A 13218-nucleotide genomic window follows, 5' to 3' on the forward strand; every position below is an offset into this window, starting at 1 on the left:
GGGCCGGTGGTCGTTGTGACCGAGCGCCCCCGGCCCCAGACAGGCATCCAGACGTGAAAAGGCCCGGAGCAATTCCGGGCCTTTTCATGTCTGGACGGTGGGGCACGCTTGGACACTGCTTCTGCGTTACCCACCTCGGGGTGCGTCTCAGGGGGGTGACTGGCTGCTGCCGGTCTGCTGCGACTGGGATTGGGGCGTGGGGCGCTCGCCGACTTCCAGTTCCACCTCGATCGGCTTGCCGTCGCGGGCGACGCTGACGGTCAGGGTGGTGCCGGGAGCCACCGCAGCGATGTCGCTCATGGTCCGACGCGGATCGATCACCGCGCGACCGTCGACCTCGAGCAGTACGTCTCCGGGTTTCAGTCCCGCCCGGTCGGCCGGTCCCTGGGACACCACGCCGGCGATGATTACCCCGGCTGGCGCCTGCAGGCCGAAGGAAGCGGCCAGTTCCTGGTTCAGCTCCTGGGCCTCGATGCCGAGCCAGCCGCGGATGACCCGGCCGTGGGTGACCAGCTCGTCGAGGATGCTGCGGGCCAGGTTGGCCGGGATCGCGAAACCGATACCCTGGGAGCCCCCCGAGCGGGAGAAGATGGCGGTGTTGATGCCGACCAGGGCGCCGTCGGGGTTGATCAGGGCGCCGCCGGAGTTGCCCGGGTTGATCGCCGCATCGGTCTGGATGAAGTCCTCATAGGCGTTGAGTCCCAGATGGCTGCGACCGGTGGCGCTGATGATGCCCATGGTCACTGTCTGGCCGACCCCGAAGGGGTTGCCGATGGCCAGCGAAACGTCGCCCACCGCGACCTTGCGCGAGTCGGTCAGCTCGATCACCGGCAGGTCGCCGAGATCGATCTTGAGTACCGCCAGGTCGCTTTCGGGATCGGTGCCGATGACCCGGGCCAGGGTCTCGCGGCCGTCGCGCAGCGCCACCTGGACCTGGTCGGCGCCGCTGATGACGTGGTGGTTGGTCAGCACGTAGCCGTCCTCGCTGACGATGACGCCGGAGCCAAGGCTCGAAAGCATGCGTTGGCGCGACGGCACGTCATTGTTGCCGAAGAACTGGCGGAAGAAGGGGTCTGACATCAGCGGGTGGGTTTCCCGTTCCACGACCCGCGAGGAGTAGACGTTGACCACCGCGGGCGCGGCCTTCTCCACCGCCTCTGCGTAGCTCACGGGGCCGCCACGGCGGTCCAGCGGCGCAGCTTCCTTGACCTCAGGGGCAGGCCGTTGCGGTGCCTGCTGCTCGGTGGGTGTCGCTGGTGGCGTGGCGGGAACTACCGTCAGGCTGTCACCGCTCGGTGACGGTAGTCTGCCGAGCCGTTCGGGGAAGGCATTGATCAGCACGATGGCGAGCAGAATGCCGATGAGGACCGGCCAGATATAGGTCGAGAGGGTGCGTCGCATGCGGCGATGATCCTTGGCGCTTGGCAGTGAGGCGGTCGCGGGCCGGCGGGGCGGTGCGTACAATGTGCGCCATTGTAGCATCGCCAACCTGATGCTTGTTTGGAGCTATTTCAGGAGATCTCATGATAGACCGCGACGAACTGGTATCGGCCTGCGAGCAGCTGCTGGAGGCCCGGCGCTTCAAGGACTACACCGAGAACGGGCTGCAGGTGGAGGGTGCACGCACGGTCACCCGTGTGCTCTCCGGCGTCACCGCCTGTCAGGCGCTGCTTGACGAGGCGGTGCGCTGGCAGGCCGATCTGGTGCTGGTGCACCACGGCTACTTCTGGAAGAACGAGCCGGTGGCGGTTACCGGCATGAAGCGCCGGCGGCTGGCGACCTTGCTGGCCAACGACATCAACCTGCTGGCCTACCACCTGCCATTGGACGCCCATCCCGAGCTTGGCAACAATGCGACCCTGGCGCAGCGCCTGGGGTGGACGGTGGAGGGAACGCTGGATGCGCCCATGGGCGAAGGGCTTCTGTGGCACGGTCGGCTGGAAAGGCCAATGGGCGTTGCCGAGCTGGCTGCCCAGGTAGGAGCGTCGCTGGCACGCGAGCCGTTGGTGATCGAGGCGCCTGGTACCGAGGCGGTGAGTCGAATCGCCTGGTGTGCCGGCGGCGCCCAGGACATGATCATCCCGGCCGCCGAGGCCGGTGCCGAGGTGTTCGTTTCGGGCGAGATATCCGAGCGCACCACCCACCTGGCGCGGGAGATGGGGATCCACTATCTGGCGGCGGGTCATCACGCCACCGAGCGCTACGGCGTCCAGGCGTTGGGGGAATGGCTGGCGCAGCGCTTTGGTGTCGAGCATCGCTTCGTCGACATCGACAACCCTGCCTGATCGGCAAGCGCCATCGACCGCTTGTGTCGCTGCCAACGCCAGAGCCCGCACCAGTGTGCGGGCTCTGTCATGGCGGGGTGGTCAGTAACGTGGCGGGCGCGGTTCTGCGTTCTGGTCGTCATTGGCCTGGCGCAGACCGAAGTCCTCTGACAGGGTGCCGCGGTTGCCGTCGGCGTAGTCCCGCGGAATGGCGATATCATCGCTGGTCTCGCCGGGTTCGCTGGGCGGTGTCACCTCGCCGCCGATGGCCTTGCTGCCAAGCTGGCGCGCCGACTCGTGAAGTTGGCGCTGCAGGGTGAGGGCGTCATCGCAGACCTGCCGGGCCAGGTCGTCCATCTGTTGCAGGTGATCGTCGACACCGTCTTTCCACTCGGTCAGCTGGCGTTCCCGTTCGGTCAGCTTGAGGCGCAGCCTTTGGGCACTGCGTGCGCCGCCGTTGAGCAGGTGGTAGCCCAGTGCGCCGAGTCCAATTCCGGCCACCAGGCAAGCCGCCGCCAGGATCATGTTGAAGTTGCTTGGTTCCACGTAGTTCTCCCTGAGCTCTTTCGGACGACCCGCGGCCGCCGCCGGCCTGGCCGACGGCCCATTATAGAGGCGTTGGCTCATAAAGGGTCAATGGCCTGGGGCCTCCCTTGTCGTGCTGGCGTGATGCGCTGTTGCCGGTCGCGGCCTGGGACCTGCCATTCCTGTGTGGTCTGCGTATAATGCGGCTCCGAACTTGTTGACAGTCAGGACGCTACATGAGCTCTTCCCCGTCGAGCAGTGGTCGGCCAGAAACTCCGCTGGAACGCTACCGGCGCGACCTCCAACGTGATGATTTCACGGAGGATGCCGCCCAGGCCAATGCCGTGGCGCATCTGCAGCGACTGTATGACGAGCTGGTGGCAGCGCCCAGGGCCAAGGCGCCGGCGGCGGCGGCGGCGCGTGACGGCTGGGCGTCGAAGGTGAAGGGCCTGTTCGGGCGCAAGGAGGAAGAGCAGGAGCCGGCGCTGCCAGCCATCTCCGGGCTCTATTTCTGGGGCGGCGTCGGTCGTGGCAAGACCTACCTGGTCGACACCTTCTACGAAGCGCTGCCGTTTCCCCAGAAGATGCGCACCCATTTCCATCGCTTCATGCAGCGTGTCCACAACGAGCTGGATCACTGCAAGGGCGAGAAGAACCCGCTCCGGCTGATCGCCGGCAAGTTTGCCGAGGAGGCGAGGGTGATCTGTTTTGACGAATTCTTCGTCAAGGACATCACCGATGCCATGATTCTGGCCAATCTGCTCGAGGCGTTGTTCGAGCGCGGTGTGGTGCTGGTCGCCACCTCCAACATCGTGCCGGACGATCTGTACAAGGATGGCCTGCAGCGCTCTCGCTTTCTGCCGGCCATCGATCTGCTCAAGCGCCACTGTGAGGTGGTCAACGTCGATTCCGGCGTCGACTATCGACTGCGGGCGCTGGAGCGCGCCGAGATCTTCCATTCGCCGCTGGACGAGGCGGCGGATCAGGAGCTCGAGCGCAGCTTTCGCGAGATCGCCGGTCAGGCGGGGGAAGAGCAGGTGCCGGTGGAGATCAACCATCGCATCCTCAAGGCGCGTCGACTGCACGAGGACGTGGTCTGGTTCGACTTTCTCGAGCTGTGCGACGGGCCGCGCAGTCAGAACGACTACATCGAGCTGGCTCGCGAGTTCCACACGGTCCTGGTGTCCTGTGTGCGGCGCATGGACGCCGCCACCGATGATCAGGCCAGGCGCTTCATCAACATGGTCGACGAGTTCTACGACCGTGGCGTCAAGCTGTTGATGTCCGCCGAAGCGCCGGCAGAGGCGCTGTACCAGGGTGGCAAGCTGGAGTTCGAGTTCGAGCGCACTCTGTCCAGGCTTCAGGAGATGCAGTCCCGGGAGTACCTGGCGCTGCCCCACAAGCCTTGAACCGACGGTGATTGCGTGTGTCCGAGGGGGTGACGGCACGCTTTCGCTCATGTAGAATGCGCGCTCGCTCGACCGTTGTGGCGGCATCGTCCGGATTTCCGGGTGCCGCGCAACCAAGAAAAATAGGGATGATCTCTTCGCGGCGTGGTCTCGCTGAACACCTGTCGGGTGTCCAGAACACGACGAAAGGGATCCAACACATCGAATTGGTGATTTCATCCATGAAGACGTTCAGTGCTAAGCCGCAGTCCGTCCAGCGCGACTGGTATGTCGTCGATGCCGCGGACAAGACGCTCGGTCGTCTGGCTACCGAAATTGCTCGCCGCCTGCGTGGCAAGCACAAGCCGGAATACACTCCTCACGTTGATACCGGCGACTACATCGTCGTGATCAATGCCGAGAAGGTTAAGGTCACCGGCAACAAGGCCAGCGACAAGATGTACCATCGTCACACCGGTTATCCGGGTGGCCTGCGTTCCATGACCTTCAGCCAGCTGATCGACCACGCTCCCGAGCGTGTCATCGAAGGTGCCGTCAAGGGCATGCTGCCGAAGGGTCCGCTGGGCCGTGCCATGCACGCCAAGCTCAAGGTCTACGCCGGTTCCGAACATCCGCACGCTGCCCAGCAGCCGCAAGAACTGAACATCTGAGGGGATCTTCGCCATGACACAGCAGTATTACGGTACCGGGCGCCGCAAGACCTCAACCGCGCGCGTCTTCCTCAAGCCGGGCACCGGCAAGATCACCGTCAACAGCCGTGACCTGAACGAATACTTCGGTCGCGTGACTGGCCGCATGGTGGTTCGCCAGCCGCTGGAACTGACCGAGACCCTCGGCCAGTTCGACGTCTATGTCACCGTCAAGGGTGGCGGCGGCAGCGCCCAGGCCGGCGCCATTCGTCACGGCATCACCCGTGCCCTGATGCAGTACAACGAGGACTTCCGTCAGCCGCTGCGTGCTGCCGGCTACGTCACTCGTGACGCACGTGAAGTCGAGCGTAAGAAGGTCGGTCTGCGCAAGGCGCGTCGTCGCCCGCAGTTCTCCAAGCGTTAATCACCCACGCTTGCCGATCAACAACGCCCGGGCCATTGGCCCGGGCGTTGTCGTGTCCGGGGTTCGAAAAATTGTGTGCTGTAGTGCTCTGATGGTGGGGATCATCGGGTCGCCTGGCGGCGCTTGTTTCCCTCGTTAATCTGTCATCGTCTATGCCTTTTGAGCCGCCCTGTCCCTCAAGGCGAACAGGCACAGTGGTATAAAGTTGTTCCACGTCAACTGTCTGGGGCTTGCGCAGGGGGTCTGGGTCAGCCGGCTTCTTGTGCCGGTGGGGGGGATTTCCTAACATACAATCCACTTGTATCCGTGGTCACGGACATTCAAGGGGCCGTGAAAACAACAACGGATAAAGTCTGATGGGAGAAACCAGATCATGGCAGACAACGGCGTGAACAAAGGGCGACGCCGTTTCCTCGTAGGGGCGACCTCCGTAGTTGGAGCAGTCGGCGCCGTCGGGGTAGCGGTACCCTTTGTGGCTTCCTGGCAGCCTAGTGCCAGGGCTCGGGCGGCGGGTGCGCCCGTTCAGGCGGATATTTCGAAGCTCGAACCCGGGCAGCGAATGACCGTCGAGTGGCGGGGCCGTCCTGTATGGGTCATCAATCGCACGCCGGAGATGATCGAACGTACCGAGGCGTTGACCGACGAGGTGCTGGCAGACCCGGATTCCGCCAAGCCGATGCAGCCGGACTATGCCGGCGGTTCGCTGCGCTCCATTCGGCCCGAGATCGGTGTGCTGGTCGGCATCTGTACGCATCTGGGCTGTTCACCGCTGTTCAAGCCCGAGCCCAACGCCGAAGGCGTCGGTGTCGATGACTGGCCCGGTGGCTTCTTCTGCCCGTGCCATGGTTCGCGCTTCGACCTGGCGGGCAGGGTGTTTCGCAATGTGCCCGCTCCGGTGAACCTGGAAGTTCCACCCTACTACTTTGTCAACGAGTCGGTCATCGTGGTCGGCGAAGACGGGGAGGGCGCATAATGGCGAATCCCAACAAGGCCAAGGCCGAACGCGGTTTCATGCGCTGGGTCGATGATCGCTTCCCCGCCACCCAGATGTGGCAGGAGCATCTGTCCGAGTACTACGCGCCCAAGAACTTCAACTTCTGGTACTTCTTCGGCTCCCTGGCGCTGCTGGTGCTGGTCAATCAGATCCTCACCGGTGTCTGGCTGACCATGAGCTTCAACCCCAGCGCGGAGGGTGCCTTCGCCTCCGTCGAGTACATCATGCGTGATGTCGAGTACGGCTGGCTGATCCGCTACATGCACTCCACCGGCGCCTCGGCGTTCTTCCTGGTGGTCTACCTGCACATGTTCCGCGGCCTGCTCTATGGCTCCTACAAGGCGCCGCGTGAGCTGGTGTGGATCTTCGGCATGGCGATCTACCTGGCGCTGATGGCCGAAGCCTTCATGGGCTATCTGCTGCCCTGGGGACAGATGTCCTACTGGGGTGCCCAGGTCATCATCTCGCTGTTCTCCGCCATCCCGAGTATCGGTCCCGACCTGGCCCAGTGGGTGCGCGGTGACTATCTGATCTCCGGGATCACGCTGAACCGCTTCTTTGCCCTGCACGTGGTGGCGCTGCCTATCGTGATCCTGGCGCTGGTGGTGTTGCACATCATTGCCTTGCACGAGGTGGGGTCCAACAATCCCGATGGCATCGATATCAAGGCCAAGAAGGACGAGACCGGCAAGCCGCTGGACGGCATTCCCTTCCATCCCTACTACACGGTGAAGGATATCGTCGGAGTGGCGGTGTTCCTGTTCGTGTTCTGTGCGGTGATCTTCTACTTCCCGGAAGGCGGCGGCTACTTCCTCGAGAAGCCCAACTTCGAACCGGCCAACCCGCTGAAGACGCCGGATCATATCGCCCCGGTGTGGTACTTCACGCCCTTCTACGCGATCCTGCGCGCCATCACCTTCTCGCTGTTTGGTCTGGACGCCAAGTTCCTCGGGGTCATCTTCATGGGGGCGGCCATTGCGGTGCTGTTCGTGCTGCCCTGGCTCGACCGCTCTCCGGTGCGCTCCATGCGCTACAAGGGCTGGATCTCCAAGGTGATGCTGGTGCTGTTCGCGATCAGCTTTGTCATCCTCGGGGTGCTCGGGGTGCTGCCGCCGACCGGCGCCAGGACACTGCTGGCCCAGATCTGCACCGTGATCTACTTCGCCTTCTTCGTGTTGATGCCCATCTATACGCGGCTGGAGAAGACCAAACCCGTTCCTGAAAGGGTGACTGGCTAATGAAAAAGCAACTGTTCGCACTGCTCTTCGCGCTGGTCCCGCTTTGCTCCTTCGCCGCGGGCGGCGAGGGGGTGCACCTGCGCAGCATGTCGCCGGATCTGGAGAACCAGGCCTCGCTGCAGAACGGGATGAAGCTCTACGTCAACTACTGCATGGGCTGTCATTCCCTGGAGTACCAGCGTTTCTCCCGCGCGGCCGAGGATCTGGGGATGCCCCAGGATCTGGTCGAGGACAATCTGATCTTCTCGCCGGAACTGGGGTACAACGACCAGATGCACAAGGCGATGAGTGCCGAGGATGCCGAGGTATGGTTCGGCAAGGCGCCGCCGGATCTGACCCTGGAGGCCAGACTGCGCGGCACCGACTGGATCTACAGCTATCTGCTGAGCTTCTATCGTGACAGCGAGCGTGCCACCGGGGTCAACAATGTGGTGTTCCCGGCGGTGGGCATGCCCAACGTGCTCGAGCCGCTGCAGGGGGTGCAGGAGAAGGTCTGTGCAGCCTCCGATCATGCGGTCGGTGACGCCGAACTCGATCCGCTGACCGGCAAGTACCAGTCCTGCGAGACCCTGCAGGTGACGTCGCCGGGCAGCATGGAGCCCAAGGAGTTCGAGCAGGCGGTGTATGATCTGACCAACTTCCTGGCCTACGTGGGTGAGCCGTCCAAGCTGCATGCCCAGGCGCTGGGACCGAAGGTGCTGATCTTCATCCTGCTGTTTGGCATCATCGCCTACTTCCTCAAGCGCGAGTACTGGCGAGACATTCACTGACCGATTGGTCCACCATGGCGGGCGCGGGGTCGATGACCACGCGCCCGTTGCCTTTTCTGGTATCATCGTTGCGCCCGGGCGGACCCGCTGCGGGAGCAAAGATGTGCCCCTGATGCCCCCCCGAGAAGGGGGTTGTCGTGTTATCATCCCGGCTTGAACTGATGCGAGGATTGTTTCATGGGTGTAGTGGCCAAGCGGTCGTCGATGATCTTCTACTCCGGTGGCGAGGACCATTTCAGCCATCGTGTGCGGATCGTGCTGGCTGAGAAGGGCGTGGCCGTGGATATTGTCGAGGTGACCGACGACAAGCATCCCGAGGAGTTGGCGGACCTGAACCCTTACAACAGCGTCCCCACGCTGTTGGATCGTGACCTGGTGCTCTACGAGTCCAAGGTCATGATGGAGTATCTGGACGAGCGTTTCCCGCACCCGCCGTTGCTGCCGGTCTATCCTGTCGCGCGTGCCCAGAGCCGACTGTGGATGCATCGTATCGAGCGCGAGTGGTGCCCGATGGTCGATCGCATCCTGTCCGGCAGCAAGAAGGAAGCCGACAAGGCGCGCAAGGAGCTGCGTGAAAGCCTGATCGGTATCTCGCCGATCTTCGAGGACATGCCCTTCTTCATGAGCGAGGAGTTCACCCTGGTGGACTGCTGCCTTGCGCCGATCCTGTGGCGTCTTCCTGCGCTCAATATCGAGCTGCCCGAGAAGCAGGTACGGCCGCTGATGGGCTACATGGAGCGCGTGTTCGCCCGTGATGGCTTCCGTGCTGCGCTGTCCGAGGCCGAGCGCGAAATTCGTCCCTGATGTTTTGCTTGAACGGAATGCCTGAGCCGTGTGTGTCCGGTCGCCACCGGAGTCGCCCGAGTTCCCATTCGCCAACCAAGAGGGCCATATCATGAAGTCGAGCCGTCCCTACCTGGCCAGGGCGCTGTACGAGTGGCTGCTGGATAATGAATTGACGCCGTATATCGTCGTCGATGCGGAGTACGAGAACGTCGAGGTTCCCAGGCAATTCGTGCAGAACGGCCAGATCGTGCTGAACCTTGGCCCTACCGCCGTGCGTGATCTGGACATGGGCAACGACGTGATTCGTTTCTCGGCGCGCTTCAGTGGCAAGTCGGAGTTGCTGTTTGTACCGCTGCCTGCACTGATTGCCCTGTACGCCCGCGAGAACGGCGTCGGCATGGTCTTTGGTCACGAGCCTGAGCTTCCCGTCGAAGAGGCCAACGACGTCGATGCGCCGGCCCTGGAGAGCGTCAAGGATTCGTCAGAGGAGGAGTCTCCTGCCGCTTCCGATGAGGACGCAGGCGGTGAGTCCGATGGCGGCGATGGCGTGGATGAAGGTGTCGAGAGGTCCAAGCCGCCTCGCAAGGGGCGTCCATCCCTCAGGGTGATCAAGTAAGGCCATCGGGCGCATCGCGCTCTAAAGGTGGTCGGCGGCGAGCTGTCGTCGGCTTGATCTGCTGGAAAAGCGTGACCTCTTCACAAGCGGGACCTCTTCACAAGCGTGATCTCATAAAAAGCGGCGAGCCCTCAGGCTCGCCGCTTTTTTGTGCATCTTTTGCGCTTGAGGGGCGTGCCTTCTTGCGAGGGCACGCCTGTCGCCATCAGTCGATGTAGTCGAATACCTTGACGATACGCTCCATGCCGCCGGCGTTGGATACCACATTGACCGCACGGTCGGCCTCGGCGTGGGTCACCAGGCCCATCAGGTAGACGGTAGCGTTCTCGGTGACCACGGTGATGCGGCCGGAGTCGACCTGATCGCTGGTGGCGAGGGCGGTACGTGCCTTGGTGTCCAGCCAGGCGTCGTTGAGGCGCTGACTGGTGGGCAGGTTGGCCGCCACGCTGAGTTCATTGTGGACCCGGCGAACGTTGCGCACCTGGCTGACGATCTCTTCGGCGCGCTGCTTGAGCTCTTCGCTGGGGACCTGGCCGGTCAGCAGTACCACGCCGTTGTAGCTGTCGACGTTGATCCTGGCGTCCTTCAGGCGTGCATCGACGCGTCCCAGGTTGTGGGCGGCCTTGGTCTCGATGCTCTCGTCCTCGACGGTCGCGCCCAGGGTGCGCTCGCCGTAATCCTCGTCGATGGTGCCGGGGTTGGTCACCGAGGTTACGGTGGTGCAGCCGGCCAGCAGGGCGGACAGCAGCAGGGCGGTAATCAGGGGGCGTGTCGAACGGGAATCGCGTTGCGTCATGTTATTCACTCGCACCAAAGAGTTGTTCGTCGATAAGGTCACACAGGCAGTGGATCACCAGCAGGTGAACCTCCTGAATACGGGCCGTGGAGGTGGCCGGCACCCGGATCTCGCAATCGTCCTGTCCCAGCAGGGAGGCCATGTTGCCGCCGTCCCGTCCAGTCAGGGCCACCACCGTCATGTCACGGTCATGAGCGGCCTGGATGGCCTGGATGACATTGGCCGAGTTGCCGCTGGTGGAAATCGCCAGCAGCACGTCGCCAGGCTGGCCCAGGGCGCGCACCTGCTTGGAGAACACCTCGTTGTAGCTGTAATCGTTGGCGATGGAGGTCAACGTCGAGGTGTCGGTGGTCAAGGCCAGGGCCGGCAGACTGGGGCGCTCGCGCTCGAAGCGATTGAGCAGTTCGGAGGAGAAGTGCTGGCTGTCGCCGGCGCTGCCGCCGTTGCCACAGGCGAGAATCTTGCCGTCGGTGACCAGGCTCTGGACCATCATCTGGCTCGCGACCTCGATGAACGGTGGAAGCACTTCGCTGGCGTAGGTCTTGGTGTCGATACTGTCGTTGAACTGTCCGAGAATTCGGCTCTGGAAATCCATGCTGCCTTCCTGGTCCATGGGGGCTCGCCGGGAGCCCGCTGTGTCAGTTTGCTTCGAATGCACCGGCGATCCACTGGATGTCGAGGCTCGGTGACGAGCCGGTAACGGCCAGGACATCGAAGCGGCAAGGACATGATAGCCCGTTGCGGTGGAGATAAAAACGCGCCGCCCGGATCAGGCGGCGTTGTTTGGTGATGGTGATTGTTTCTGCAGGATGGCCGTGGCGGATGCTGCGGCGGTGGCGCACCTCGACGAACACCAGGGTCTCGCCGTCGCGCATCACCAGATCGATCTCGCCTCCCTTGGCGCGCTGGTTGCGCGAGATCGCTATCAGTCCACGCTGGCACAGCCAGGCCTCGGCGTGACGCTCGATGGCCTGGCCGCGGGCGACGGCGTCTATGGCGTCAGGGCGCCGCATCACCGAGGCCGTCACTGAACACGGGAGCCGGCACGCCGCTGCTGAACTGCGCCCATGGCAGTTCGCGGTAGATGCGGCCATCGCCGGCGGCGCTCAGGGTGCCGGTAGCGCCCTGCATGCGTGAACCCGGCAGGGCCTGGATCTGCGGCATGCGGCGTGCCAGTTCGTAGGCGTCGACGCCCATCGCCATCAGGCGGAAGATGGCTGGCTTGTCCTCGGCCTTGAGCTCTCGATAGGTGTCGTAGAACGGGAGAGCCTCGGCACCGCCCACGGCGGCGTCGGGAATGTTCCAGGGGATATCGGGGAACTGCACGCCGTCGAGGTCGCGGTCCAGGCGCGACTGAGGGGTGCCTTCGTAGAGGTGTGAGGTGGCGTACACCGGCAGATCGGAGGCCGAATAGTATTCCAGTGTCGGTGGCACCTGGCGGGCGAAGTCCGGCAGGGCCAGCAGGAACAGCATGTCCGGACGCGGGTTGCTGATGGCGCGGCGGGTGCTGTCGGTGGCCGAGGCGCCGGGGTTGTAGCGCACCGCCGTGGCGATATCGCCGCCCAGTTCGCTCCAGGTGTTCCAGAAGGCCTCGCCGACCCGCTGACCCCAGTCGTTGTCCGGTACCAGCATGGAGGCGCTGCGGTGGCCGTCCTGCCAGCCGCGGCGGGCCGCCTGGCGGGCTTCGTCTTCTGCCGACAGGCCGTACTCGTAGAGGTTCTTGGTCTGGTTGGAGGCGGACTGGCCGTAGTTCAGCGCCAGGGTCGGCAGGGGTACCTCGGCGCGGCTTTCGAGTCGGGTCACGTCGCTCTTGTCCAGCGGGCCGATGACCACCTGGGCGCCGCTGCTCTGGGCCTGCTGATAGAGTTCGTCGAGATTGCCGTTGGAGGCGTCGAAGAAGCTGAGCTGGGCCCCGTTTCCGCCGCCGTTGACCACATTGGCCTGGTGGCTGCGAATTCCCTTTTCGATGGCGTCGGCGACGCCGGAAAGCGGGCCCGACTCGGGCAGCAGCACCGCGATGCTCTGCACGCTCTTGCCACGCAGTTCACGCAACTGGGTGATCTGGGTAGGCAGGCGACGGTTGGCGGGGTGGTCCGGATTAGCCACGCGCCAGTCATCGAGACGAGCGAATAGTCTCTGGATGTCACCGCCGCTCTGGTTGACCAGGCGGGTCAGCTCGAGCCAGCCGGTGACGATGGCATTGCCGGGCTCTTCAAGTGCCTCGAGCTGGCGGCCGTTGAGTGCGCTCAACTGGTCCCAGATGGCGTCGTTGATGTCCTCGCGGCCGGTGGCGCTCTGCACCTGCATCAGCAGGCGAGCCGACTCGAGTGGTTCGCCCAGCTGGCCCAGCGCCAGCCCCTGGCGCAGGCGCAGCAGATTGGCTTCATCGTTGGGCAGCTGCATCTCGTCGAGCACGCTGGCGGCTCTGACGACCGCCTGGGGATCGCCCTCACTGTCCCCCAGTTCGGACAGCAGCAGTGCCCACTGACGCCGGCTGTCGCCGGAGAGCTGGCTGTCGTCCAGGCTGTTGAGGACTTCCAGTGCCTGGGGGCGGCGTCCGGAGCGTGCTAGGATGTCGGCCGCCCTCAGCCGGGTCTGCGCCGCTTCGGTGCCTTGTTGCTGGGCGGCTTGCGCCAGTAGTTGGTCCGGGTCGTCGTCCATGGCCCGCTGTACGATGCTCGGCGTGAAGCTGCAGCCGGCCAGCGTGATGGCCAGTACAGCGGCGGCCACGGGGCCGCGAGTCAAAGTCCTCATGAATCCTTCCTTG

At 63.9% G+C, this 13218-nt stretch carries 15 protein-coding genes; 9 read left to right on the forward strand and 6 right to left on the reverse strand.

Annotation, left to right across the window (positions count from 1 at the left end):
* Positions 1 to 147 precede the first annotated feature (147 nt).
* Complete coding sequence (locus EBB56_RS10675) at positions 148 to 1401, reverse strand: Do family serine endopeptidase (RefSeq protein WP_124804352.1); 1254 nt, start codon at positions 1399 to 1401, stop codon at positions 148 to 150.
* Between the two features lie 122 nt (positions 1402 to 1523).
* On the opposite strand from EBB56_RS10675, the gene EBB56_RS10680 reads away from it, so the two are divergent.
* Positions 1524 to 2285, forward strand: coding sequence for a Nif3-like dinuclear metal center hexameric protein (locus EBB56_RS10680; protein ID WP_124804353.1), 762 nt, complete (start codon positions 1524 to 1526; stop codon positions 2283 to 2285).
* Between the two features lie 81 nt (positions 2286 to 2366).
* Here EBB56_RS10680 and EBB56_RS10685 read toward each other — a convergent pair whose 3' ends face one another.
* On the reverse strand, positions 2367 to 2810 hold the full coding sequence (locus EBB56_RS10685; protein WP_052704392.1) for a YhcB family protein: 444 nt from the start codon (positions 2808 to 2810) through the stop codon (positions 2367 to 2369).
* A 215-nt stretch (positions 2811 to 3025) separates the two neighbouring features.
* Here EBB56_RS10685 and zapE point away from each other — a divergent pair, with 215 nt between their 5' ends.
* From zapE to EBB56_RS10725, 8 genes are all read left to right on the forward strand, one after another.
* Positions 3026 to 4198: a cell division protein ZapE gene (zapE, locus tag EBB56_RS10690; protein ID WP_124804354.1), complete on the forward strand. Its 1173-nt coding sequence runs from the start codon at positions 3026 to 3028 to the stop codon at positions 4196 to 4198.
* A 221-nt stretch (positions 4199 to 4419) separates the two neighbouring features.
* Positions 4420 to 4848: a 50S ribosomal protein L13 gene (gene rplM / locus EBB56_RS10695; RefSeq protein ID WP_045993422.1), complete on the forward strand. Its 429-nt coding sequence runs from the start codon at positions 4420 to 4422 to the stop codon at positions 4846 to 4848.
* Positions 4849 to 4861: 13 nt separating this feature from the next.
* Positions 4862 to 5251: a 30S ribosomal protein S9 gene (rpsI, locus tag EBB56_RS10700; protein ID WP_045993363.1), complete on the forward strand. Its 390-nt coding sequence runs from the start codon at positions 4862 to 4864 to the stop codon at positions 5249 to 5251.
* A 373-nt stretch (positions 5252 to 5624) separates the two neighbouring features.
* Complete coding sequence (gene petA, locus EBB56_RS10705; RefSeq protein ID WP_045993364.1) at positions 5625 to 6224, forward strand: ubiquinol-cytochrome c reductase iron-sulfur subunit; 600 nt, start codon at positions 5625 to 5627, stop codon at positions 6222 to 6224.
* Positions 6224 to 7483: a cytochrome bc complex cytochrome b subunit gene (locus tag EBB56_RS10710; RefSeq protein ID WP_045993365.1), complete on the forward strand. Its 1260-nt coding sequence runs from the start codon at positions 6224 to 6226 to the stop codon at positions 7481 to 7483. The genes petA and EBB56_RS10710 overlap by 1 nt, the downstream gene beginning before the upstream one ends.
* On the forward strand, positions 7483 to 8253 hold the full coding sequence (locus EBB56_RS10715; RefSeq protein ID WP_045993366.1) for a cytochrome c1: 771 nt from the start codon (positions 7483 to 7485) through the stop codon (positions 8251 to 8253). The genes EBB56_RS10710 and EBB56_RS10715 overlap by 1 nt, the downstream gene beginning before the upstream one ends.
* Positions 8254 to 8430: 177 nt before the next feature.
* Positions 8431 to 9057, forward strand: coding sequence for a stringent starvation protein SspA (sspA, locus tag EBB56_RS10720; protein WP_045993367.1), 627 nt, complete (start codon positions 8431 to 8433; stop codon positions 9055 to 9057).
* 91 nt (positions 9058 to 9148) lie between these two features.
* Positions 9149 to 9655, forward strand: a complete 507-nt coding sequence (locus EBB56_RS10725) for a ClpXP protease specificity-enhancing factor (RefSeq protein ID WP_045993368.1) — start codon at positions 9149 to 9151, stop codon at positions 9653 to 9655.
* A 205-nt stretch (positions 9656 to 9860) separates the two neighbouring features.
* On the opposite strand, the gene EBB56_RS10730 is transcribed toward EBB56_RS10725, so the two are convergent.
* The 4 genes from EBB56_RS10730 to EBB56_RS10745 are packed head-to-tail and all read right to left on the reverse strand — an operon-like array spanning position 9861 to position 13205.
* Positions 9861 to 10451 carry a BON domain-containing protein gene (locus EBB56_RS10730; protein ID WP_045993369.1) on the reverse strand — a complete coding sequence of 197 codons (591 nt, stop codon included), beginning with the start codon at positions 10449 to 10451 and terminating at the stop codon, positions 9861 to 9863.
* 1 nt (position 10452) lies between these two features.
* Positions 10453 to 11046: a phosphoheptose isomerase gene (locus tag EBB56_RS10735; protein ID WP_045993370.1), complete on the reverse strand. Its 594-nt coding sequence runs from the start codon at positions 11044 to 11046 to the stop codon at positions 10453 to 10455.
* 43 nt (positions 11047 to 11089) lie between these two features.
* Positions 11090 to 11464, reverse strand: coding sequence for a YraN family protein (locus tag EBB56_RS10740; protein ID WP_045993371.1), 375 nt, complete (start codon positions 11462 to 11464; stop codon positions 11090 to 11092).
* On the reverse strand, positions 11451 to 13205 hold the full coding sequence (locus EBB56_RS10745) for a penicillin-binding protein activator (protein WP_124804355.1): 1755 nt from the start codon (positions 13203 to 13205) through the stop codon (positions 11451 to 11453). Before EBB56_RS10745 ends, EBB56_RS10740 begins: the two co-directional genes overlap by 14 nt.
* Between the last annotated feature and the right edge of the window lie 13 nt (positions 13206 to 13218).

Origin of the sequence: Halomonas sp. YLB-10 (assembly GCF_003856855.1) — a bacterium.
GTDB lineage: Bacteria > Pseudomonadota > Gammaproteobacteria > Pseudomonadales > Halomonadaceae > Halomonas > Halomonas litopenaei.